General features: G+C 62.3%; 18 protein-coding genes and 1 tRNA gene. 10 read left to right on the plus strand and 9 right to left on the minus strand.

The features are described from left to right. Positions 1–127: 127 nt before the first annotated feature. From SAZ10_RS25065 to SAZ10_RS25075, 3 genes are read left to right on the plus strand one after another with little or no spacing between them, the layout of a single operon-like run. Positions 128–919: an ABC transporter permease gene (locus tag SAZ10_RS25065; RefSeq protein ID WP_412535296.1), complete on the plus strand. Its 792-nt coding sequence runs from the start codon at positions 128–130 to the stop codon at positions 917–919. Then, positions 916–1,707 carry an ABC transporter permease gene (locus SAZ10_RS25070; protein ID WP_318612123.1) on the plus strand — a complete coding sequence of 264 codons (792 nt, stop codon included), beginning with the start codon at positions 916–918 and terminating at the stop codon, positions 1,705–1,707. The genes SAZ10_RS25065 and SAZ10_RS25070 overlap by 4 nt, the downstream gene beginning before the upstream one ends. Before the next feature lie 18 nt (positions 1,708–1,725). Further along, positions 1,726–2,799: an ABC transporter ATP-binding protein gene (locus tag SAZ10_RS25075; protein WP_318612124.1), complete on the plus strand. Its 1,074-nt coding sequence runs from the start codon at positions 1,726–1,728 to the stop codon at positions 2,797–2,799. 42 nt (positions 2,800–2,841) lie between these two features. On the opposite strand, the gene SAZ10_RS25080 is transcribed toward SAZ10_RS25075, so the two are convergent. Beyond that, entirely contained in the window at positions 2,842–4,110 is a 1,269-nt protein-coding gene (locus tag SAZ10_RS25080) for an O-antigen ligase family protein (RefSeq protein ID WP_318612125.1), read from the minus strand. A 297-nt stretch (positions 4,111–4,407) separates the two neighbouring features. On the opposite strand from SAZ10_RS25080, the gene SAZ10_RS25085 reads away from it, so the two are divergent. Then, positions 4,408–5,169, plus strand: coding sequence for a DUF4239 domain-containing protein (locus SAZ10_RS25085; RefSeq protein ID WP_318612126.1), 762 nt, complete (start codon positions 4,408–4,410; stop codon positions 5,167–5,169). A gap of 69 nt (positions 5,170–5,238) precedes the next feature. On the opposite strand, the gene SAZ10_RS25090 is transcribed toward SAZ10_RS25085, so the two are convergent. Both SAZ10_RS25090 and cpdR read right to left on the minus strand, forming a co-directional pair. Next, positions 5,239–5,313: transfer RNA gene (locus SAZ10_RS25090), tRNA-Val, on the minus strand. 98 nt (positions 5,314–5,411) lie between these two features. Further along, positions 5,412–5,774, minus strand: coding sequence for a cell cycle two-component system response regulator CpdR (gene cpdR, locus SAZ10_RS25095; RefSeq protein WP_202312920.1), 363 nt, complete (start codon positions 5,772–5,774; stop codon positions 5,412–5,414). A gap of 207 nt (positions 5,775–5,981) precedes the next feature. On the opposite strand from cpdR, the gene SAZ10_RS25100 reads away from it, so the two are divergent. Together SAZ10_RS25100 and hisN are read left to right on the plus strand one after the other, a co-directional pair. Continuing rightward, positions 5,982–6,872 (plus strand): N-formylglutamate amidohydrolase, encoded by an 891-nt coding sequence (locus tag SAZ10_RS25100; protein ID WP_318612127.1) that lies wholly within the window; start codon positions 5,982–5,984, stop codon positions 6,870–6,872. 340 nt (positions 6,873–7,212) lie between these two features. Then, positions 7,213–7,986, plus strand: coding sequence for a histidinol-phosphatase (hisN, locus tag SAZ10_RS25105; RefSeq protein ID WP_318612128.1), 774 nt, complete (start codon positions 7,213–7,215; stop codon positions 7,984–7,986). 180 nt (positions 7,987–8,166) lie between these two features. Here hisN and SAZ10_RS25110 read toward each other — a convergent pair whose 3' ends face one another. Beyond that, the gene (locus SAZ10_RS25110; RefSeq protein WP_318612129.1) at positions 8,167–9,117 is read right to left on the minus strand and encodes an alpha/beta hydrolase; all 951 of its coding nucleotides are present in this window, start codon (positions 9,115–9,117) and stop codon (positions 8,167–8,169) included. 351 nt (positions 9,118–9,468) lie between these two features. Here SAZ10_RS25110 and SAZ10_RS25115 point away from each other — a divergent pair, with 351 nt between their 5' ends. Continuing rightward, positions 9,469–9,933 carry an Hsp20 family protein gene (locus tag SAZ10_RS25115; RefSeq protein WP_318612130.1) on the plus strand — a complete coding sequence of 155 codons (465 nt, stop codon included), beginning with the start codon at positions 9,469–9,471 and terminating at the stop codon, positions 9,931–9,933. A 112-nt stretch (positions 9,934–10,045) separates the two neighbouring features. On the opposite strand, the gene SAZ10_RS25120 is transcribed toward SAZ10_RS25115, so the two are convergent. Beyond that, the gene (locus tag SAZ10_RS25120) at positions 10,046–11,095 is read right to left on the minus strand and encodes a low specificity L-threonine aldolase (protein ID WP_318612131.1); all 1,050 of its coding nucleotides are present in this window, start codon (positions 11,093–11,095) and stop codon (positions 10,046–10,048) included. A gap of 384 nt (positions 11,096–11,479) precedes the next feature. Here SAZ10_RS25120 and gltB point away from each other — a divergent pair, with 384 nt between their 5' ends. Together gltB and SAZ10_RS25130 are read left to right on the plus strand one after the other, a co-directional pair. Beyond that, positions 11,480–16,207 carry a glutamate synthase large subunit gene (gltB, locus tag SAZ10_RS25125; RefSeq protein WP_318612132.1) on the plus strand — a complete coding sequence of 1,576 codons (4,728 nt, stop codon included), beginning with the start codon at positions 11,480–11,482 and terminating at the stop codon, positions 16,205–16,207. 137 nt (positions 16,208–16,344) lie between these two features. Further along, on the plus strand, positions 16,345–17,799 hold the full coding sequence (locus tag SAZ10_RS25130; protein WP_318612133.1) for a glutamate synthase subunit beta: 1,455 nt from the start codon (positions 16,345–16,347) through the stop codon (positions 17,797–17,799). Between the two features lie 103 nt (positions 17,800–17,902). Here SAZ10_RS25130 and SAZ10_RS25135 read toward each other — a convergent pair whose 3' ends face one another. Both SAZ10_RS25135 and SAZ10_RS25140 read right to left on the minus strand, forming a co-directional pair. Next, positions 17,903–19,195: a DUF459 domain-containing protein gene (locus SAZ10_RS25135; protein ID WP_318612134.1), complete on the minus strand. Its 1,293-nt coding sequence runs from the start codon at positions 19,193–19,195 to the stop codon at positions 17,903–17,905. A gap of 22 nt (positions 19,196–19,217) precedes the next feature. After that, positions 19,218–20,450: a lytic murein transglycosylase gene (locus SAZ10_RS25140; protein WP_318612135.1), complete on the minus strand. Its 1,233-nt coding sequence runs from the start codon at positions 20,448–20,450 to the stop codon at positions 19,218–19,220. Between the two features lie 207 nt (positions 20,451–20,657). Here SAZ10_RS25140 and galU point away from each other — a divergent pair, with 207 nt between their 5' ends. Then, positions 20,658–21,563, plus strand: a complete 906-nt coding sequence (gene galU / locus SAZ10_RS25145) for a UTP--glucose-1-phosphate uridylyltransferase GalU (protein ID WP_318612136.1) — start codon at positions 20,658–20,660, stop codon at positions 21,561–21,563. 188 nt (positions 21,564–21,751) lie between these two features. Here the strand turns inward: galU and SAZ10_RS25150 are convergent, their stop codons facing one another. Together SAZ10_RS25150 and SAZ10_RS25155 are read right to left on the minus strand one after the other, a co-directional pair. Next, positions 21,752–22,072, minus strand: coding sequence for a hypothetical protein (locus SAZ10_RS25150; protein WP_318612137.1), 321 nt, complete (start codon positions 22,070–22,072; stop codon positions 21,752–21,754). A 28-nt stretch (positions 22,073–22,100) separates the two neighbouring features. Further along, a complete protein-coding gene (locus SAZ10_RS25155) occupies positions 22,101–22,817 on the minus strand; it encodes a L,D-transpeptidase (protein ID WP_318612138.1) in 717 nt (238 codons plus the stop codon). Positions 22,818–22,829 lie beyond the last annotated feature (12 nt).

Here is a 22,829-nt window from a genome sequence, read left to right on the forward strand (position 1 = left end):
GGACGGCGTCATGGCCCAAGTAACCATCTCCGAACCTGTCGCACGCTCGGCCCCGCCCGCCTCGGCACGTCGGGTCAGGCTGCCGACGCATTGGCTCGGCGTCGCGCCGTTCTTCATCTTTGCCGTCATGTTCCTGATCCTGCCGACGGCATATCTGATGCTGGGTGCGTTTCAGAACGAAGCGGGCGAGTTCACGCTCGAGAACGTCACGGCGCTCTGGCAGCCGTCAATCGTCGCCGCCTACTGGATTTCGATCAAGGTCAGCTTCGCCTCCGCCATGCTTGGTGCGCTGATCGGGCTCGCCATCGCGATTGCCATCGTGCGCGGCGGCCTGCCTTCATGGATGCGTTCGGCAACGCTCACCTTCTCCGGTGTGGCCTCAAACTTTGCCGGCGTGCCGCTTGCTTTCGCATTCCTCGCAACGCTGGGCCGGCTCGGCCTCGTCACCGTGCTGCTGAGCACGGTGTTTGGCTTCAACATCTATGCCCATGGCTTCAACATCCTGTCCTTCTGGGGCCTCACGCTCACCTATCTTTATTTCCAGATCCCGCTGATGGTGGTCATCATCACGCCGGCGATCGACGGCATCAAGAAAGAGTGGGGCGAGGCCGCTGCGACGCTCGGCGCCACCGGCTGGCAGTACTGGCGGATGGTCGTGATCCCGGTGCTGTGGCCGAGCTTCCTCGGCACCGTCATTCTGCTCTTCGCCAACGCCTTCGGCGCAATCGCGACTGCCTATGCGCTGACCGGTTCGTCGCTCAACATCGTCCCCATCCTGCTCTTTGCGCAGATCCGCGGCGACGTGCTGCACAACGCGCATCTCGGCTATGCGATCGCGTTCGGCATGATCGTCATCACCGGGCTCGCCAATCTCTTCTACATTTGGTTCAGGATGCGCAGCGAAAGGTGGCTGAAATGATGTCGGGGCGCTTCTGGGCCTGGCTCACCTTTGCTGTCGGCGCGGCCTATTTCTTCATTCCGCTGATCGCGACCCTCGAGTTCTCGATGCGCATGCGGCGCGGCACCTACTCTTTCGACGCCTACAAGGTTGTGCTTGGCGACGCTCGCTTCCAGCAAAGTTTCAGCTATTCGGTGGCGGCGGCCATCTTCACCATCATCCTCGGCATACTCATCGTTGTCCCGGCCGCCTATTGGATCAGGCTGCGCCTGCCGCAGCTGAGGCCGGTGGTCGAGTTCATCACGCTGCTGCCGCTCGTCATTCCGGCAATCGTCATCGTGTTCGGCTATATCCGCATGTATGGATCGAACTCGCCCCTGCCGTTCCTTGCGAGCGCGGCCGGCACGAACGCGCTGCTCGTCATCGGCTACGCGACGCTTGCGCTCCCCTACATGTACCGGGCCGTCGATACAGGCTTGCGAACCATCGACGTGCGCACCCTCACCGAGGCTGCGCAGATACTCGGGGCGGGCTGGACGACGATCATCACGCGCGTCATCCTGCCCAATGTGCTGATCTCGGTGCTGTCGGGCGCGTTTCTCACCTTCGCGATCGTGCTCGGGGAATTCACCATGGCGAGCCTGCTCAACCGACCGGCCTTCGGTCCTTATCTGCAGAACATAGGGGCCAACCGCGCCTACGAGCCGGCGGCGCTCGCCATCATCGCCTTCGCCATCACCTGGGCGTGCATGTCCGTCATCCAGCTGCTATCGCGCTTTGCGCCGAAGTCGCCCAACCAAACCCGCTGATCCAAAAGGTCGAAGACCATGGCCGATCCATTCCTCTCGATCCAGCATGTCAGGAAGTCATTCGGCCAGAACATGGTCGTGCAGGACTTCAGCCTGGACGCGGCGCCCGGTGAGTTCGTCTCCTTCCTCGGGCCGTCGGGCTGCGGCAAGACGACCGTGCTCAGGATGGTGGCCGGTTTCGAGGAGCCGAGCTCGGGCGCCATTCTTGTCGGCGGCAAGGACGTGACCCGGCTCAAGCCCAACCAGCGCAATGTCGGCATGGTCTTCCAGGCCTATGCGCTGTTCCCGAACCTGACCGTCGCGCAGAACGTCGGCTTCGGCCTCAAGGTTGCAGGCGTGTCCAAGGCTGACGCAGACAAGCGCGTGGCCGAGATGCTCAACATCATCAAGCTGCCGCTCGACCAGTTTGGAAGCCGCTATCCCTACCAGCTCTCAGGCGGTCAGCAGCAGCGCGTCGCGCTCGCGCGCGCTCTGGCGCCGCGCCCGAAACTGCTGTTGCTGGACGAGCCGCTGTCGGCGCTCGATGCCAAGGTGCGCGTGTCGCTGCGCGAGGAGATCCGCTCGATCCAGCAGAAGCTCGGCATCACGACGATCTTCGTCACGCATGACCAGGAAGAGGCGCTGTCCATCTCGGATCGCGTCGCAGTCATGTATGGCGGCAGGGCAGAGCAGGTCGGCACGCCCTTCGAGATCTACAATCGCCCGGCGACCAGGTTCGTCGCCAATTTCGTCGGCACGCTCAACGTGCTCAAGGGCACGGTGTCGGATGCCGCTTCCGGCAAGGTCCGCGTCGGCGAGGGCGAGGTGATGCTGAAGAACAAGCTCAACGGCTCGAAATCCGGCGACAGCCTGACGCTGGCACTCAGGCCAGAAGCGATTTCGCTCGGCCGCCAGCCGGGCCGCGAAGCCAGCCTCGGCGGCCAGATCTCGGAAGTCAGCTTCCTCGGTTCGGTAATCCGCGTGAAGGTCGGGCTTGGCGCGGACGCTGTGTCGCTCGACACCTTCAACAATCCCGCTGCGCCGCCGCCGACCGTCGGCGAGAGAGCCGATATCAGCTTCTCGCCGGACGATGTGCTCGTGCTGCACGACTAGATCCACAAGCTCGTACATGTCGGCCGCACGGGGATCCCTGTCTCAGGCCGATTTCGACCAGCTCTCCTCCTTCGCACCGAGCAGATAGAATACCAGCAGGGAATAGAGCGACGCCGGCAGGCTGAGGACCATCACGGACTCGGTAAGCGAAAAGGCCCCGAATCCCAGCACGACGATCACCCCAAGAAGGGCTGGCATCGTCGCTGGCCAATCGGAAAAGGGTCGCGCCCGCAGGAAGAAGAGCAACGGCACAAGCACAAACGCCAGTCCGGCTGCGCCCCTCAGCAGGCCGCCCTTGGCGAGGTCGTTGGCGTATTGATTGTGCGCCTGATTGAAGTTCGCCTTGAGCCGGTCTTCGGGATTGGGTGACGAGTTCGCCCCGGCAATCGCCTCGGTCCAACCTAGATAACCGGCTCCGAGCCACACGTTCTTCCGAAACAGGTCAAACGCGGCCACCAACAGGGCTCGCCGAATGTGGGCAGATTGGTCTTCCTGGGCAGATTGGCCCTCATGCCCGGCGGCCGTCTCTTGGGGCAAGCCCATAGCGATCAGAGCCGTTTCTGTGCGTGTTCGCAGCTTGCCCCCATCCGATACGAAAAGAGCGAATGCAACGAGAATGTAGGCGAAGAGCAGCGCAAGGCGCCGCCAGCTCCAAGCGCTGACAAGTCGAAGGGCGAGGGGAGCGAGCATGAATGGCAGCGCCAGCAGAGCGCCGCGCGAACCGGAAAAGAACGTCGCAACAAGCCCGCCGAAACCGGCGGCTCCATAGAACATCGAATGAACGCGGCTCTCGATCGAGAACATGGCGCCGGCCAGCGAGACCGCACTGAACAGTGCGGCAATCATTCCGAACCTGATTGCGTTGGTTGGACCTTCCGCACGATCTGCCCCCAGCCAAACCACTTGCACTACGGCTACGACGCAGGCGAGCAAGGCGCCGACCGCTGCACCATCGAGGATCAGCCTTGTCGAATATTTCCAGATGAAGTTCACCACGACGTAAGCAATGAAGAACCGTTTCAGGGCGACTTCGAGCTCTCCCCATTCCCGATGATAAAAGGAGAGAAAAAGGACGATCAGCGTCAGGCCCGAGACGACGAGATACATTCGCCCGATGTCGGAGCGGCAGAACTCGAGGGTGAAGTTCCTGAAGGATTGCACTACCAGGCGCAGACGCGAGACGAGTGCGAGTGCGGCGAGATAGAGCAGAAGCAGTCCACCGGCGCCGATGTTGATGACCAGGCTGAGCACCAAGGTCAGGAACACGATCGGATTGCCGCAGCGCCGTGTCACCGCTTCCGCGGTGGACACTGACGCACAATGGTCGGCATTCGCTGCCCCAGAAGGCAGACTCGGCGATAACGGGTTCATGGATGGCCGACCGGGATGTAATTGAAGTTGAACCAAATTTGGCCAGTCACACAAGCATGCCGCCCGCGCGAAAGGCAATAGGCTCATTCATCGTACTTTCACTGCTTTTCGCAGCCTGAACTGATCCGGACGTCAGCAACTTTATGGTGCGCTGACCTGTAGTTTGGGATCATGCCGCAAGTCGCATTCTGCGGACGAATAAGCTAGCTTTCGAAGCACAGTCCTGGAGCCGACCGATTGACCTCCGTCGTACTCAGCGTCGTCATATTCGTATGCCTCTTCGGCGCAGCATTGCTCGGCATGCTGCTTCGCACCCACCTGCCGGACGAGCATCTCACCGCCGAATCCAGGGATGTCATCAAGCTTGCCACGGCGGTGGTAGGCACCCTGTCGGCCCTCGTTCTTGGGCTTCTGATCGCGTCCGCGAAGTCGGACTATGACGGGGCCGAATTGGATCTGCGGGCTTCAGCTGGTCATCTCGTCCTGCTGGACCGGGTGATGGCGCAGTATGGTCCCGAAACTCAAGAGGCTCGGACCCGGCTTAAGCAACTGGTGATCGCCAGACTCGATCAGAGATGGGGAGATTTCGATATCGGCGCACGGGCCGATAATTCCAGGGTCGATCCCGGCATCGAGCCAGTCCAGGAAATCCTTCGGTCATTGACGCCGAAGACCGATGCGCAGCACTGGCTGCAGACGCGGGCCCTCGATGTCAGCGGAAAACTCGCGGAAGCTCACTGGCTCCTGGTCGAGACCGGCGAGGAAGGTCTGCCCTGGCCCTTTCTGATTGTGATGGCATTCTGGCTGGCCGTGCTGTTCGCAACATTCGGCCTTTTCGCGCCGGGCAACTCGACGGTCGTGCTCGTGTTGCTCGTATGCTCGCTGTCGGTCGCCGGGGCGGTCTTTCTGATCGTCGACTTGGCCAACCCGTATCTCGGGCTGATCTATATTTCCGACGCACCTTTGCGAGACGCGCTGGAAGAGCTCGGGCGGAGCTGATTGAGCGGCGCGCGCAAACACGGCGCGCCCAGAAGCGAGCTTAGCTGTAGTTGCGATATCGGTGGCGAATGGTGGGCGTGACAGGGATTGAACCTGTGACCCCTACGATGTCAACGTAGTGCTCTCCCGCTGAGCTACACGCCCATTCGACGCGGGGGCTTACACCACATTCATGCTGGAGCCGTCAATAGCCGGCAGACGGGAATTCTGGAGGCAATTGCCGCGCGATGAACACGATGTGGTCAGGCAGCCTTCAGCATCTTCTCGACCTCGTTGACGAGGTCGCGCAAGTGGAACGGCTTTGAAAGGACCTTGGCGTCCTTTGGCGCCTTCGAATCCGGGTTCAGCGCCACGGCGGCAAAGCCGGTGATGAACATCACCTTCAGGTCGGGGTCGATTTCGGTCGCACGGCGTGCCAGTTCGATGCCGTCCATCTCCGGCATCACGATGTCGGTCAAAAGCAGGGAAAAGGGCTCCTCGCGCAGGCGCTCGTAGGCGCTCGCCCCATTGTCGAAGTCGGAAACGTCGTAGCCGGCCCGCTCCAACGCCTTCACCAGGAAGCGACGCATGTCGTCATCGTCTTCTGCAAGGAGAATTCGCGCCATGGATTCCCGTCCGACTCACCAGAAAAGCGCCGCGATGCGGCCTATTAACCATGTTCTGTATATGAGTAGCGGAGGGTAAACATCAAGTGAACGGTCTTTGCACTGGCCTATCCAGGAACCCACTTCCAACGGCGGACTGGACAGGGCGGCGCGAGGGTGGCACGGTCGGTTCATGAGCGCGTGGTTCGTTACACTCGGACAGGCCGGATGACGCCGGCCGATGATTTTGCGGCTTTGCCGCCGTTTGAGATCAGGCGATCCGCCGACCAGAGGGTACCCTTCGTCTTCAACTCGCCGCATAGCGGCCGCTGCTACCCGGACCGGTTCCTCTCAATGGCGCGGCTCGATCGCAACACGATCCGCCGCTCTGAGGACTGCTTCGTAGACGAGCTGTTCGGCGCGGCAGTGCCACTCGGGGCGCCACTGCTCGTTGCGAACTTCCCCCGGGCCTATATCGACGTGAACCGCGAGCCCTGGGAGCTTGATCCACGCATGTTCGCCGAGCCTGTTCCCTCCTTCGCCAACATCCGTTCGGCGCGGGTGGCCGGCGGTCTCGGGACGGTGCCGCGGCTGGTGGGCGAGGGTCTCGATATCTACTCGGGGCGGCTGCCGCTGGCTGAGGCTATCGGCCGCATCGAGGCAGTATACAAGCCTTATCACGAGGCGCTGAAACGGCTGGTTACTGCGACGCATCAGCGCTTCGGGTTCGCCGTGCTCGTCGATTGCCACTCGATGCCGGCCAGCATCCGCGTCGGTGACAATGGCGTGAGACCGGATTTTATCGTCGGCGACCGTTTCGGCGCGTCGGCCTCGGCCGCGCTCACCGAGCATGCGATCAACCTGCTGATCGGGATGGGCTACACGGTAGCCCACAACAAGCCGTATGCGGGCGGCTTCATCACTGAACATTATGGCCGGCCGGCCCGGGGGCTGCATGCGCTGCAGGTCGAGGTCAACCGCGGTCTCTACATGAACGAGCGTACTTTCCAGAAATCGAGCGGCTTCGATGCGCTCGCGGACGATCTCACTCGCTTCGTCGCCGACCTCATGGCGATCCCCGACTGCCACTTTACCGAGCTGCCGCTTGCGGCCGAGTAGAGCATGATCCGAGGCTCGGCGCTGAAAAAGGCTGCCTGCGTTTCGGATAAACCCATGCAAGAAAACAAAGGGCTGCAGGAGGATGAATGCCCGCGCTTCCACCGGCCGGGCAATAGACTCTGAAGCAGAGAATAAAAAAGACCGCGCCGTTGCCGACGCGGTCGAAGTCTAGGGAGGAAACGCCCAAGGAGGGCATGGACAGAACAATCCGTCCGTGGATAAGGGTATTGTGCGCTGCACAAATGTCAAGGCGCGCTCGCCCCTTTTTCAGGAAGAATGATAAATTCGCATCGATTCGCCACAAGCGTGGCATTCCTGCATCAGTGAAAGAGTCCCAGAAATGAATGTGACGGCGGAGTTCATGCGGCGCATCGCCGCCGCCGCTGCAGCCGAGACGCTGCCGCGGTTCAGGGCCGAAGGCGCGGTGTCCAACAAGAGGGCGGCGGGGTTTGATCCAGTCACCGAGGCTGACCGCGAAGCGGAACGGGCGATCAAATCTTTGATTTTACACGAATTTCCGGATCACGGTGTGCTTGGCGAGGAGCACGGTGCTGTGAATGCTGGAAGCCGCTATGTCTGGGTCATCGATCCGATCGACGGAACGCGCGCCTTCATCTCCGGCCTTCCTGTCTGGGGCACGCTTGTCGGACTCACGGTCGACGGCGAAGCGGTGGCCGGATTGATGTCGCAGCCCTTCACTGGTGAATTGTTCTACGCGACTGATTCGGGTTCGCACTATGAAGGGCCGGGCGGGCCGCGCATTCTCAAGACGCGAGCGACCAAGCGGCTTGGCGATGCGACGCTCTTCACGACGACGCCTGCACTTTACAAGGATGCCAAGCGGACACTTTACGATCGGCTCGAAAGCTCGGTCAGGCTCGCACGCTACGGTACCGACTGCTACGCCTTCGCTATGGTCGCCGCAGGTCATGCGGATATCGTTGCCGATCCCGGCCTGCATTCCTATGACATCGTCGCGCTGATCCCGATCATCGAGAAGGCCGGCGGCGTCGTGACGACCTTCGACGGCCGCCCGGCCGAGAAGGGCGGCGATATCCTGGCCGCGGCAACGCCGGAGCTGCATCGGGCGGCAATGGAGATTTTGAACGGCTAGGGCAATAGGGCAGTAGGGCAATAAGGCAGTAGGGGAGTAGGGGAGTAGGGGACGCGGCCAGCGACGACGAAAAATGACTTGCGGGCAGCAGGAGGGACGGGATGCTTTCTACTGCCCTACTGCCCTACTGCCCTACTGCCCTACTGCCCTACTGCCCTACTGCCCTACTGCCCTACTGCCCTACACTTCGCTCCCCGGCACGAAAGCATCGAACGCGGCGAGGAACTGCTCGCGGTAGATGTCGGCCTCCTGCAGGATCTCGTGCCGGGAACCGTCGATCGTGAGCACCGACGCCGACCTTATCCGCCGTGCATAGCGCTCGATCGCCGGAGTGGAGACGACAGCATCTGCGCCGGCGGCGATGAATAGCGTGGGGATTTGCAACCTGGCGATGAAATCCTCGCCCTGCACGGCCTCGGATGCGATGCAGGCGGCGCGCACCCAGGCTACTGTCGGGCCGCCCAGCGCGAGCTGTGGCCAGGTTTCGTAGACAGACTGGTTGCGCATGTAACGGCGGCGGTCCGTGGTCAGCACATTGGTTGAAAACGGCTTTGCCTCGCGCGGGCGTCGCCCGCCTCCCATGTACATGCCGCCGAGGCCGGCAGCGTAGAGCGTCGAGGCCATGCGATGGATGGTGCGCATGGAGAAGGGGAATCCCGCAATCGCCAGTGGCGGTGCGATCAGCACCATGCGGCGCAAGCGGTTGACCATGGAAGGCGTGGAAAGCAGCGCGATCACCGCACCGGTCGAATGGCCCAGCATGTAAAATGGGCCGCGGCAGTCCGGCAGCACAATTTGCTGGAAGAACTGCTCAAGGTCGCGCACATAATCTCGGAAGCTGTCGACGTAGCCGCGCTCGGGGTCTTTCAGCATGCGGTCCGACTCGCCCTGGCCGCGCCAGTCGATGATCGCTACGCCAAGGCCGCGGGCATTGAGGTCGCGGATCGTCTCGAAATATTTTTCGATGCACTCGTTGCGGCCGGGCAGAACGACGACGGTGCCGTTCAATGGACGACTGGTGGCGGCGAAATGGGCATAGCGCAGCCGCAGGCCGTCCCGTGTGGCCAGGAAGCCCGCAACCGGCTTCTCGGGTGCGGGATTGCCGGGAGTTTCATGCAAGATGCTCTGCATAGGCTGCGTGTGAAGCATGATTGCCGGTGATAGGCAGGCGAAATGGCGAAAGCAAGGGAAGGTGGATGAGAGAGGGGAGTAGGGGAATAAGGGAGTAGGGGAGTTATTCGGGATCGGCGGGCTAATTAGCGGTCATCACGGAACGCTGCGGCCGCATTCGTAAGAGCCCGTTGAGCCCTATTCCCCTACTCCCGTATTCCCCTACTCCCCTAGTCCCTTGAAATCGAAAGGACGAAGACCCAGATCAACATTGCGACCGCCGCTAGGGGTCGCGGTTCCAGGGAGTCGCCATTCAGGGTCTTCCCGCGAGGGATCGAAACGCAAACTTGTTGCTCACAGGAGAACAGAACCATGCGTCACGTCGATTTTGCCCCCCTTTATCGTTCGACCGTCGGCTTCGACCGTCTCTTTTCGCTTCTCGACACTCTCGGAACGCCCGATAACGGGCAAACCTATCCGCCCTACAACATCGAGCGGACCGGCGAGAACGCCTATCGCATCTCGATGGCGGTCGCCGGGTTTTCCGAGCCGGAGATTTCTATCCAGGCCCACCGCAATGTACTGACCGTCAAGGGCGAGCGGGGCGAAGAGAAGGATGAGGAAGGCAAGGAAGTGCTTTACCGCGGTATTGCCGCCCGCGCTTTCGAGCGCCGCTTCCAGCTCGCCGACCATGTCGAAGTGACCGGCGCCAGCCTTAAGAACGGGTTGCTTCACATCGATCTCAAGCGCGAGGTTCCGGAGGAACTGAAGCCGCGCAAGATCGCAATCACCAGTGACAAGGCCAACGCCAAGCAGATCGAAGCCAAGGCGGCCTGACGGTCGTTTTCCGACTTCCGGTCCAGAGCGGCGCCTTCGGGCGCCGCTTTTGTTCTGGACTGGAGCAGCGTGTGCTCATGTGGGATCGCCACGCCACTCTGTCCACCAGGTTTCAGCCGATCAACTCTCCGAACGCGTCGACGTCGTCCGCGGTCGTCGCGAAGCTGGTGACGAAGCGGCAGATCTTGTCGCCATCGCCGATCTCGGCCTCGAAACCCTGCGGTGTGTGCCATGTGTGGAAGGCGACACCCTTCTTCGTCAGCCGCTCCCGTTCCGCCGTCGAGGCGATAGCAAAGACCTCGTTGGCCTGAGGCTCCCAGGCAAGCCGTATCCTTTTCGAAGCGCGGATATGGCCGGCAAGCCGCGCAGCAAGCGAGTTTGCGTGCCGGGCGGTCTCAAGCCACAGTCCGTCTTCGAAATAGGCGGCGAACTGCGCGGCGATGAAGCGCGACTTCGAAAAGAGCTGTGCAGCGCGCTTATGGATGAAGGCCATCTCGGACGCCTTCGCCGTGTCGAATAGCACGATCGCTTCGGCGCACCAGCAACCATTCTTGGTGCCGCCAAAGGAGAGGATGTCGACGCCGCGTTTCCAGGTCATCTCGGCCGGCGTCGTCTCGAGCGCCACCAGCGCGTTAGCGAAGCGGGCGCCGTCCATATGAAGCGGCAGGCCGCGCTTGCCAGCGACCCTGGCGATCGCACCAATGTCGTCGAGCCCATAGACGGTGCCGACTTCGGTCGCCTGCGTAATGGACACCGCTATCGGCCGGCCGGCATGCAGGGGGTCCCCCGCAAAGCGGGTCATCACCTGCTCCAGCTTCTCCGGGTCGATCCGGCCAAGCGCCCCGCCGACGGGGCGCAGACGAGCCCCGCCTGCCAGGTATTCCTGCGCGCCGCATTCATCCTCGAGGGCGTGCGCTTCAGTGTGACAGAAGCCGACGCCGCCAGGCTTGTTCGCAAGCGTCAAGGCCAATGAATTCGCGGCCGTGCCGGTGCCGACGAAGAAGACCGCGACCTCACGCTCGAAGATCTCGCTGAATTTTTTTGTCACTTGCCTGTCGAGGTCGCTCGAGCCGTAGGCGCTCACGAAGCCGCCGCTATGCATGGCGATCGACGCCGTGACCTTGGGATGGGCGCCTGCCCAGTTGTCCGAAGCAAAAATCATGATCGTTCCGACATTCATTGTCTCAAAAACCGGGCGGACAATGGCTGCTTTCGACCACGCACTCAAGGGCCGGCGAAGTTTGCGCGGCACCACAGGACGGGCAAGCTGATGCGCAACGAAATTGCGGCAAGGCGACTCCTTACGAAAGTTCCCGTCGCAATTGAGTGAAAAAATTCGCGAATCGGTCTTGCTGGCTTTGTGGATTTCTGTCATACCGAATTTAGGACAGCATTACTGTCATAATTAACGAAGCAAGCAGGCTGGATTTGGCGTATGGTTACGCTAGGTCCGGCCTTTGCCGGCCCGCAGACCAGGGCCCCCTCATACCAGGGCATCGGAGCCTCATAGGAGGTGACCGCGCCAAAGCAGGACGGAGGAAGGACGATGACGGAACAGACGCCTTCTGTGACGACCGGGCTCGAGCTCGCCGCGCAGACCAAAGCGGCGACCGTCGTCAAAACCGTTTCTGCCCGCGACGCTGCTGTCCGAGCCGGCCTCTACGATCCGCGCAACGAGCACGATTCCTGCGGTGTCGGCTTCATTGCCCAGATGAAGGGTGTCAAGTCGCACGGCATCGTCGAGGACGGGCTGGCGATGCTCAGGAACCTCACACATCGCGGTGCGGTCGGCGCCGACCCTCTGGTCGGCGACGGCGCCGGCGTGCTGGTGCAGATCCCCGACAAGTTCTTCCGCAAGGAGATGGCAAAGCAGGGCATCGAGCTTCCGCCGCCCGGCCAGTACGGCGTCGGCCACTGGTTCATGCCGCAGGACCCTGCGCTGCGCGCCCATATCGACGACATCATCCGCGAGTCGGCACAGTCCGAGGGTTTACCCATCCTCGGTTTCCGGGACGTGCCCGTCGACAACTCCTCCCTCTCCAAGGCCCCGGAGATCGTGGCGGCCGAGCCCTTCCATCGCCAGGTGTTCGTCGACCGCACGCCCGATATTCCCGATGACGAGGAATACGAGGCGCGACTCTACCTGCTGCGCAAGGTCATATCCGGCCGTATCTATGCCGAGAACGACAACAAGGACATCGGCGCCTATTGCGTGTCGCTGTCGGCGCGCACTATCGTCTATAAGGGCATGTTTCTCGCCTATCAGGTGGGCGCCTATTACCAGGATCTCCTGGACCCGGATTTCGAGACCGCGCTGATCCTCGTCCACCAGCGCTTCTCCACCAACACGTTCCCGTCCTGGAAGCTGGCGCACCCCTACCGCATGGTCGCCCACAACGGCGAGATCAACACGGTACGCGGCAACAACAACTGGATGGCCGCTCGGCAAGCCTCGGTCGATTCTGAGCTGTTCGGGAACAACATCTCGAAGCTGTGGCCGATCTCCTATGAAGGCCAGTCGGACACGGCGTGCTTCGACAATGCGCTCGAGTTCCTGTTCCAGGGCGGCTACACGCTGGCGCATGCGATGATGATGCTGATCCCGGAGGCCTGGGCCGGCAACAAGCAGATGGATCCGGCCCGCAAGGCCTTCTACGAATATCACGCAGCTCTCATGGAGCCGTGGGATGGACCCGCGGCGATCGCCTTCACCGACGGCCGCCAGATCGGCGCCACGCTCGACCGCAACGGGCTCCGGCCCGCCCGCTACATTGTCACCGACGACGACCGCGTCATCATGGCGTCGGAAGCCGGCGTGCTGCCCATCCCCGAGGAGAAGATCGTCAGGAAGTGGCGTCTGCAGCCGGGCAAGATGCTGCTCGTCGACCTCGTCAAGGGCCGCATCATTTCCGACGAAGAGATCAAGGCCGAGGTTTCCAGCAGGCATCCCTATCGGCAGTGGCTCGCCAACACGCAGCTCATTCTGGAGGAGCTGAAGCCGGTGGAGCCGCGCGCCCTGCGCAAGGACGTGTCGCTGCTGGACCGCCAGCAGGCCTTCGGCTACACACAGGAGGACACCAAGCTTCTCATGTCGCCGATGGCCACGACCGGCCAGGAGGCCGTGGGTTCGATGGGCACCGACACGCCGATCTCGGCGATGTCGGACAAGTCGAAGCTGCTCTACACCTATTTCAAGCAGAACTTCGCGCAGGTGACCAATCCGCCGATCGATCCGATCCGCGAGGAACTGGTGATGAGCCTCGTATCGTTCATCGGGCCTCGGCCGAATATCTTTGACCTCGTCGGGACGTCGCGCAAGAAGCGGCTCGAGGTGCGCCAGCCGATCCTTACCAATGGCGATCTCGAGAAAATCCGCTCGATCGGCCATACCGAGGACCGGTTCGATACCAAGACGATCGACATCACCTACTCGGCGACCGAGGGTGCGGCAGGCATGCCGGGTGCATTGGAGCGCTTGTGCGAGCGTGCCGAGGCTGCGGTTGCCGGCGGCTACAACATCATCATCCTGTCCGATCGCCAGGTTGGTCCGGACCGCATCGCCATACCTGTGCTGTTGGCGACGGCTGCTGTGCATCATCACCTGATCCGCAAGGGCCTCAGGACCTCGGTCGGCCTCGTCGTGGAGTCCGGCGAGCCGCGGGAGGTGCACCATTTCTGCTGCCTTGCCGGCTACGGGGCCGAGGCGATCAATCCTTATCTCGCCTTCGACACGCTGCTCGAGATGCATCGCCGCGGCGAGCTGCCGCCGGAGGTCGACGCATACGAGGTTGTCGCGCGCTACATCAAGTCGATCGGCAAAGGCATCCTCAAGGTCATGTCCAAGATGGGCATCTCGACCTACCAGTCCTATTGCGGCGCGCAGATATTCGACGCAGTCGGACTGAGGTCGGATTTCGTGGAGAAATATTTCACCGGTACCGCGACCACGATCGAGGGCGTCGGGCTGGACGAGATATCGGCCGAAACCGTTCTCCGGCATGCCGCCGCCTTCGGCGAAGATCCGGTATTGCGCAATTCGCTCGAGGTGGGCGGCGAATATATGTTCCGCATGCGCGGCGAGGCGCATATGTGGTCGCCGGATGCGGTCGCCACCCTGCAGCATGCCGTCCGCAAGGGTTCCTGGTCGACCTTCAAGGAGTTCTCCGCCCAGATCGACAGCGCCAGCGCGCAGGCCAAGACCATTCGCGGCTTGTTCGAGATCAAGCTCGCCGAGGCCACTGGCCGCAAGCCAGTGCCGATCGAGGAGGTCGAGCCGGCGGCAGAGATCGTCAAGCGCTTCTCGACCGGCGCGATGTCGTTCGGCTCCATCAGCCGTGAGGCGCACACCACGCTGGCCCGCGCCATGAACGCGATCGGGGGCAAGTCGAACACGGGCGAGGGCGGCGAGGAGCCTGACCGCTACCTGCCGCTCCCGGGGGGCGGGAAGAATCCGGAGCGCTCCGCCATCAAGCAGGTTGCGTCCGGCCGCTTCGGTGTCTCCACCGAATATCTCGTCAATTCCGACGTCATGCAGATCAAGGTCGCGCAGGGCGCAAAGCCGGGCGAGGGCGGGCAGCTGCCCGGCCACAAGGTCGACGCGACCATCGCCAAGGTTCGGCATTCGACGCCGGGCGTTGGGCTGATCTCGCCGCCGCCGCATCATGATATCTATTCGATCGAGGATCTGGCGCAGCTCATCTTCGATCTGAAGAACGTCAATCCCGAGGGCGACGTCTCGGTGAAGCTGGTCTCGGAGGTGGGTGTCGGCACCGTGGCGGCCGGTGTCGCCAAGGCGCGCGCCGACCACATCACGATTGCCGGCTATGACGGCGGCACGGGCGCTTCGCCGCTCACTTCGCTCAAACATGCCGGTTCGCCCTGGGAGATGGGGCTTGCAGAGACCCACCAGACGCTGGTGCTCAACGGACTGCGCTCGCGTGTCGCGCTGCAGGTCGATGGCGGCCTGCGCACGGGGCGGGACGTGATCGTCGGGGCGCTGCTCGGGGCCGACGAATTCGGTTTCTCGACAGCGCCGCTCATCTCGGCGGGCTGCCTCATGATGCGCAAATGCCATCTGAACACCTGTCCCGTCGGCATCGCCACCCAGGACCCGGTGCTCAGGAAGCGCTTCAAGGGCACGCCCGAGCATGTCATCAACTTCTTCTTCTTCGTTGCCGAGGAGGTGCGCGAGCTCATCGCCGCCATGGGCTACCGCAAGCTCGACGAAATCATCGGCCAGTCCGACCTGCTCGAGAAACGGCCAGTGATCGAGCACTGGAAGGCGAAGGGGCTCGACTTCAGCCGCGTCTTCTTCAAGCCGGAGGCGCCGAGAGACGAAATCCGCAACACCAGCCGGCAGAAGCACCCGATCGATGAGGTGCTCGACCGTAAGCTGATCGAGCAAGCCAAGCCTGCGCTCGAATCGAAGCTGCCGGTCAGGATTTCCCTGCCGATCCGCAACGTCGACCGCACGGCCGGCGCCATGCTCTCAGGCGAGGTGGTGAAGCGCTACAAGCACAAGGGGCTGAAGGAAGACACGATCCAGGTGACGCTCACCGGCACCGCCGGTCAGTCCTTCGGCGCCTTCCTGTCGCGTGGCATCTCCTTCGAGCTGATCGGTGACGGTAATGATTATGTCGGCAAGGGCCTGTCAGGCGGCCGTATCGTGATCCGCCCTCCGGAGAAAGCGGGCATCGTGCCTGAAGAGTCCATCATCGTCGGCAACACGGTGCTCTACGGGGCTATCGAAGGCGAGTGTTATTTCCGCGGCGTGGCCGGCGAACGATTTGCCGTCCGCAACTCGGGCGCCGCTGCCGTCGTCGAAGGCGTCGGCGACCACGGCTGCGAGTACATGACAGGCGGCGTCGTGGTCGTCATCGGGCGCACCGGCCGCAACTTCGCGGCCGGCATGTCAGGCGGCGTCGCCTACGTGCTCGACGAGGACGGTGATTTTGCCGAGCGCTGCAACATGGCCATGGTCGAGCTCGAGCCGGTGCCGGAAGAGGACTACCTGCTCGAGAAGCTGCACCATCATGGCGGGGACATAGCTCACAAGGGCCGCGTCGACGTCTCCGGCGATATGACACGCCACGATGAGGAACGGCTGGTGCAGCTCATCTCCAACCATCTCCACTATACGGGCTCGACACGAGCCAAGACGATCCTCGACAACTGGACGACCTATCGGCCGAAATTCCGGAAGGTGATGCCGGTCGAATACCGCCGCGCGCTGGTCGAGATGGAACGTATGCGCATGAGCATGGCGGCGGAGTAAAAAAACCGCCGCGCGGCACCTCGCGGCGGGTTGGCCGGGCTCTCGGCTCGGTTCAACGCGACGCGTTGTCAGCACAGTTGGATGACGTTAATTGGCTTCGGCGGCAGATCCGCTCGGGCAGCCACAGGAACGAAACTATGGGCAAGGTAACGGGCTTCCTCGAGATCGACCGGCAGGTTCAAAAATATGAGCCTGCATCGGATCGCATCAGGCACTTTCGCGAATTCACGCTGCCGATGTCGGACAAAGAGGTCGAGAAGCAGGCTGCCCGATGCATGGATTGCGGCATCCCGTATTGCCACGGGCCGACCGGCTGCCCGGTCCACAACCAGATTCCGGACTGGAACGACCTCGTCTATAACGGCGACTGGGAAAGCGCGATCCGCAACCTGCACTCCACGAACAACTTTCCGGATTGGACCGGTCGCATCTGCCCGGCGCCCTGCGAAGAAGCGTGCACGCTGAACCTCGAGGACATCCCCGTCGCCATCAAGACGATCGAGCAGGCGATCGCGGACAAGGCCTATGAGACCGGCCAGATCCGGCCACATCCGCCGGAGAAGAAGACCGGCAAGAGGGTTGCGATCATCGGCTCGGGCCCGGCGGGCATGGCTGCGGCGCAACAGCTCGGCCGCGCCGGTCACGACGTTCATGTCTTTGAGCGCGAGAGCCGGCCGGGCGGGCTGATGCGCTTCGGCATCCCCGATTTCAAGATCGAGAAGCATTACATCGACCGCCGCGCCGATCAGATGCGCGGCGAAGGCGTGACATTCCATTGCGGGGTCAATGTCGGCGTCGACAAGAAGGTCGACGAGTTGCTGTCCGAGTTCGACGCGGTGCTCTACTGCGGCGGCTCCGAGCTGCCGCGCCCGGCCGGCATTCCCGGCACCGAGCTGCAAGGCGTCCATGATGCTATGCCCTACCTGGTGCAGCAGAACAAGCGCGTCGGCGGCGAGGATATCCAGTCCGCCGCATGGCCGTCGGAGCCCATTCTTGCCGGCGGCAAGCATGTGGTGGTGGTCGGCGGCGGCGACACGGCATCCGACTGCATCGGCACGGCCTTCCGCCAGGGTGCGGTGCGCGTCACACAGCTCGACATTCGGCCGCAGCCGCCGGAAAGGGAAGACAAGCTGACGGTGTGGCCTTACTGGGCGACCAAGATGCGCACGTCTTCCTCGCAGGCCGAGGGCGCCGAACGCGAGTTCCAGGTCGCGACGCTGGAGTTCATCGGCGAAGAGGGCGTGCTGGTCGGCGTCCGCTGCTGTGAGGTCGACGACAAGCGCAAGCCGGTGCCCGGGACCGAATTCGTGATCCGCGCCGATCTCGCTTTCATCGCAATCGGGTTCGCTGGTCCGCGCAAGGAAGGCGTGATCGGTGAGCTGGGCGAGCGACTGAAGACCGTGGTGGACGCCCGCCACTCGACCAATGTCGAAGCCAATGACCGCGACTATAGGACGAGCCTCGACAGGCTGTTTGCCGCCGGCGACGTCCGCCGTGGCCAGTCGCTGGTCGTATGGGCGATCCGCGAGGGCAGGCAGGCGGCGGCTTCTATCGACGACTACCTGATGGGGTCGACGGTGTTGCCGAGATGATGAGGGGGTAGGGGAGTAAGGGAATAGGGCAATTGGGCAATAGGGCAATAGGGCAATAGGGCAATAGCTTTTCCTCCCCCTACTGCCCTATTGCCTTATTGCCCTATTCCCTTACCCCAGCAGCAACTGCCGCTGGAGCTGATGCGCTAGCGGCAGCCGGTGCTGCGCCTCCGAAATCGTCGGCGCGCCCGGGGGCGGCGGCCGAGGCGATGCCCTCGACGACGAGCTTCTCGGCGACAGTTCTTGTCTCGACCTTGGGCTCGGGTTTCGAGCCGAGCAGCACCTGGCCACCATCGATCTCAGGATCGTCGATCGCCATCGGCGCTGTGCGGTCGACATTGATATTGGCCGGTGCCGCCGGTCCCACGCTTTGAGGGCTCGCCAGGCCCGGAGTCGCCGCCTCATTCCCCAAGAGCTTGTTGAGCGGCTTCTCGACAAAAAAGGCCAGCTTGCGCTTTCCGGCTTTCGACAGGCTGACGCCGTCCGGCCCGCGCAGCCTCACCGCCTGGCCGTTCATATCGGGACCGTTCATGATGAAGGCGCCGTTCTCGTCGACGAAACCATCCCATACGTCGACAAAAACGCCGCCCGCCTGTTCCGCGGATTTCCGATAGATGTCGTTGAAGGCGAGGAGGTCGGATGAGACCTTGGGTGATTTGAACGCCGGCATGCCAACCCAGGCAAAAGGTACCTTGCGCTCCTTGAGCACGCCCACAAGCGCATCCGTCCGTGCCTGGTATTCCTTGATCCAGCTGTCGCTGAGCGGCGGCTCGCGCGTATCTGCGACCTTCAATTGCTGGCGGTCGTTCGCGCCAAGCATGATGACGACCGCGGCCGGCTTCTCCGTGTCGAGCAGCGTCTTGATCTCGTTCGGCCAGTTGTAGAACTCGTTCCGCACGAGGCCGGAAGAGCCGTTGCTGCGTTCGATGATCTTGATGTTCGGATTCTGCGAATAGGCGCTGAGAAGGCCTTCCGACAGGCCGCTTGCCATGAAGTCGCCGACCACCAGGACGGTGCGTGCCGCATCGGCCTTCGGAAGGGCCTCCGGCTCCTCGACGCGCACGACCTCGCCCATCGTCGATCTGCGCGTCTTCGCCTTGCTGCTGGGAGCCCTTTGTATGACGGCCGGCGGCGGCTCTTCTGTACCGCCGCCGAACAATCTTTCGAGGAGCGGTCTTCTGGGCCTGACCGGTTGCCTCTGAATGTTTACCGGCGGCTCCTCCCTGCCGAATATCCTTTCGAGAAGATTGGGCGGGCGATAGCGATACGGAATTTCTTCCTGCGCGACAGTCGGCAAGGAGAGTGCGAGCAGGCCGAGAGCACAAGTGAGGAGCGTCAGCGCAAGGCTGGCCCGCTTTCGTGTCCAGCGCCCCCCGATGCCACTCAGCACGCCCACTCGCAACTCCTGCCTCGAGCTCTTACCGGTTCTTCTTCCGCAAGGTCGACAACACCTCCAGACTTGGGTGGCCATCCTCATTCAAGCCTGCCTGCGCCTGGAAGGCTCGGATCGCCGCCTTGGATCCTTCGCCGATCCTGCCATCGACCTTACCGTCATAATAGCCGAGAGTCGTCAGCCGTTGCTGCAACTCCTGCTTCTCCTCGAAACTAAGTTTGGTGAAGGGCCGGTTCCAGTCGTTGACGAGGCCGCCATAGCCGGCAATCTGGTCCGCGAGCAGGCCAACCGCCAGGGCATATTTGTCGGAGTTGTTGTAAGCCTTGATCACGCGGAAGTTCTTGGTCATCAGGAAGGCTGGGCCGGAGCGGCCGTCCGGTACCTTCAACTCGGCCTTGTCGCTTCCGTTCCGGAACGGCTTGCCGCTGGCTCGCGTCACGCCCAGTTCCTGCCATTTCGACAGCGACACCGAGCCACCCGGGAACTTCCGCCCATCGGGGAGGGTGACTTCGTACCCCCAGGTTCTGCCGCTCTGCCAGCCGTTCTTGCGCAACAGGTTGGCGGCAGTGGCGAGCGCGTCGGGCACCGACCCCCAGATATCGCGCCGGCCGTCGCCGTCCATGTCGACCGCGTAGGCCTCGTAGCTGGTCGGGATAAACTGCGTGTGGCCCATAGCCCCGGCCCAGGAGCCGGTGAGATGGCTTTCGTCAATGTCGCCCCGCTGCAGTATCTTCAACGCGGCGATCAGCTGGGTTCTGGCATATTTGGCGCGCCGCGCGTCGCCATAGGCGAGGGTCGACAGCGAGCGCACGACATTGCGCATCACCTTCTTGTCCTTGAGGATCTCGCCATAGTTCGATTCCATCGACCAGATGGCGAGCAGGACATTGCGGTCGACACCGAATTGCGTCTCTATCCTGTCGAGCCACAGTTTGTATTTGCGTGCCATGGCGCGGCCAGTGGCGATAGACTGTTCCTGCACGCGATTATCGAAATAATCCCATGCCGGCGCGATGAACTCAGCCTGCTTGGCTGCCTTCTCCAGCACCTCTGGATCCGGGTCCGTCACACCACGAAAGGCGCGGTCGAAGGTCGCGCTGGAGATGCCGCTCTGCATCGCCGTCGCGCGGAAGCCTGCGACCCAGCGCTGGAAGCCGGCATCGGCCATGGCCGTTCCGGTCGATTGAAGAATGGCAAGGCCGAAGGCTGCGGCCGCGACCAATCCGAGAAGTCCCCGCAGGCACTTGCGAATGGGCATCAGTTCCCTCCATGTAGCAATCACGAAAGAGCAATCATGGGCGAACGCGGTAAGCAATTGGTTTACCATAGAACGGGTAGGCGCCTTCAATGCCGGCAAAAACATGCCGTAGACGCACCCGGAATGATCTGGTACTCCGCGATTTCGGCGTGAAAATGTCACTTTTTGCTGATGAGACTTTCATATTTCCGCTGAGGGGCATCCAATATGAAGAAGGTCCGCAAGGCCGTGTTTCCGGTCGCAGGTCTCGGCACGCGCTTTCTGCCTGCTACCAAGGCTATCCCCAAGGAGATGCTTACCGTCGTCGACAAGCCGGTGATCCAGTATGTGGTCGATGAGGCGCGCGAGGCAGGAATAGAACATTTCATCTTCGTCACCGGCCGCAACAAGGCGGTCATCGAAGATTATTTCGATGTGCAGTTCGAACTTTATGACACGTTGGCGCAGCGCGGGAAGGATGATCAGCTTGCGCACCTTCAGCGACTGCAGCCGGCGCCGGGACAGACCAGCTTCACGCGCCAGCAGACGCCGCTCGGTCTCGGGCACGCCGTGTGGTGCGCGCGCGAGCTCGTCGGCGACGAGCCATTCGCGCTGCTTTTGCCCGACATGATCATGCAGTCGGAGACCGGCTGCATGAAGGAGATGGTGGAGCTCTACGAGAGGACCGGCGGGAACGTCATCGCGGTGCAGGAATGCGATCCCGCGGACGCACACAAATACGGCATCGTCGGCAAAGGCGAGACTGTCCATTCCGGTTTCGAGATCACGGCAATGGTCGAGAAGCCGAAGCGGGGCACCGAGCCCTCGAACCACTACATCAACGGGCGCTACATCCTGCAGCCCGAAATCTTCTCCATACTGGAGGGCCAGGAGCGCGGCGCCGGGAACGAGATCCAGCTCACCGACGCCATGCTGAAGCTGCTCAAAAGGCAGCCTTTCCACGGCTATCATTTCCAAGGCCGCACTTTCGACTGTGGCTCGCCCGAGGGCTTCGTCGAAGCGAACATCGCTTTCGCGCTCTGGCGATCGGACATGCACGAGCGGATGGTGGATCTGGTCGATACGCTGTTTGCGGATCTGACGCCGGCTGAGCGCGGGAGGAAATCGCGCTAGAATATTTTGCAGCCAAGTGGAATCACTTGGCGTTGCACAAATGCGGCAAAAACTGACGGATAGAGCGGCAACCCGTATTTATCCGGGCGTCGGTCGATTTAGGCGCTTCCGTTTTCAGCTTGACGCTGCTTCTCATCTCCGTGCCGGGCACCTAAACGGGGGAGGAGCGCCGGCCGCAATGCGCCACGTCAGGCCGGCTGGACCGATTGCACATTGCCCTGGTCATCGACGAGACAGCGCCATTTCTTTCCGCCCATATCGAGATCGACCTGGAATGTCTTTGGATCGACACGGCTCGAGCTGACCGGAAGAACCTTGCTGCTGTCGACCCCGCTGTTCTTGGCCGCTGCGCTGGCGCAGATCAGTTGCAGGTCGGCCGGCGCGGTCTCGACCTTGGTCCTGGACATCTGATCCGGCGTGGGGGCGGCAACACAGCTTGCGATGAGCAAGACACTCGCAACTGCGGCCGAAACTGAAATTTGCGGCGCGCGAACTCCGACTGCTGACATGTCTGTCCCTCCTACATGAATGCGGTCGTCAAACGCCCTTGTAGAGGGCGGCCCCCTGCATGAGCACAATGACCTTCGCCCCGACTTTCACCCTGTCATACAGGTCCATGATGTCGTCATTGTTCATGCGGATGCAGCCGGACGAAACATCCAACCCGATCGTCCATGGCTCCGGCGTGCCGTGGATGCGGTAGATCGTGTCGTTGTCGCCCTCGTAAAGATACAGCGCCCTTGCGCCGAGCGGGTTGTTGGGACCTCCCTCCATGCCGGCGGCAAAGGGAACCGCCTTGGGGTCGCGAGCCACCATCTCCGCCGGTGGCGTCCAGGTGGGCCATTCGGCCATGCGACCGATCCGCACGATACCGGCCCAGCCGAAACCGTCACGACCAACGCCGATGCCATAGCGCATGGCCTGCTTGCCGGGCATGACGAGATAGAGGAAGTGCTGGTTGCCATCGATGATGATCGTGCCCGGCACTTCGGCAGTCCGGAACTGGACGATCTGGGGGCGAAATGCTTCCGGGACCTGCTTGTGAACAGAATAGTATTTCCACGCCTTGGTCTTGTCGTAGTCGACCCATTTTCGCGTCTTGGGATCGAAGATCTGCGTTCCGGCGGCAAAGGCGGTCGCGCCAATTGCGATAGCGACAATTACAGCGCAAACGCTAGAAATCGCGCCACGGCCCGCGACTGGACGGTCATCGCGCCCCGGAGCGACGGACCGGCGTCTGAGCGAAAAGATCATGGTCGCTCTCCC

This window comes from Mesorhizobium sp. BAC0120 (assembly GCF_033542235.1).
GTDB lineage: Bacteria > Pseudomonadota > Alphaproteobacteria > Rhizobiales > Rhizobiaceae > JAWRCU01.

Coding starts and splice junctions, on each gene's coding strand:
- SAZ10_RS25110 (WP_318612129.1), bottom strand. CDS start 9,117: ATGCAGAGCATCTTGCATGAAACTCCCGGCAATCCCGCACCCGAGAAG.
- SAZ10_RS25115 (WP_318612130.1), top strand. CDS start 9,469: ATGCGTCACGTCGATTTTGCCCCCCTTTATCGTTCGACCGTCGGCTTC.
- SAZ10_RS25065 (WP_412535296.1), top strand. CDS start 128: ATGTTCCTGATCCTGCCGACGGCATATCTGATGCTGGGTGCGTTTCAG.
- SAZ10_RS25070 (WP_318612123.1), top strand. CDS start 916: ATGATGTCGGGGCGCTTCTGGGCCTGGCTCACCTTTGCTGTCGGCGCG.
- SAZ10_RS25100 (WP_318612127.1), top strand. CDS start 5,982: ATGACGCCGGCCGATGATTTTGCGGCTTTGCCGCCGTTTGAGATCAGG.
- hisN (WP_318612128.1), top strand. CDS start 7,213: ATGAATGTGACGGCGGAGTTCATGCGGCGCATCGCCGCCGCCGCTGCA.
- SAZ10_RS25120 (WP_318612131.1), bottom strand. CDS start 11,095: ATGATTTTTGCTTCGGACAACTGGGCAGGCGCCCATCCCAAGGTCACG.
- SAZ10_RS25140 (WP_318612135.1), bottom strand. CDS start 20,450: ATGCCCATTCGCAAGTGCCTGCGGGGACTTCTCGGATTGGTCGCGGCC.
- SAZ10_RS25130 (WP_318612133.1), top strand. CDS start 16,345: ATGGGCAAGGTAACGGGCTTCCTCGAGATCGACCGGCAGGTTCAAAAA.
- cpdR (WP_202312920.1), bottom strand. CDS start 5,774: ATGGCGCGAATTCTCCTTGCAGAAGACGATGACGACATGCGTCGCTTC.
- SAZ10_RS25155 (WP_318612138.1), bottom strand. CDS start 22,817: ATGATCTTTTCGCTCAGACGCCGGTCCGTCGCTCCGGGGCGCGATGAC.
- SAZ10_RS25150 (WP_318612137.1), bottom strand. CDS start 22,072: ATGTCAGCAGTCGGAGTTCGCGCGCCGCAAATTTCAGTTTCGGCCGCA.
- gltB (WP_318612132.1), top strand. CDS start 11,480: ATGACGGAACAGACGCCTTCTGTGACGACCGGGCTCGAGCTCGCCGCG.
- SAZ10_RS25075 (WP_318612124.1), top strand. CDS start 1,726: ATGGCCGATCCATTCCTCTCGATCCAGCATGTCAGGAAGTCATTCGGC.
- galU (WP_318612136.1), top strand. CDS start 20,658: ATGAAGAAGGTCCGCAAGGCCGTGTTTCCGGTCGCAGGTCTCGGCACG.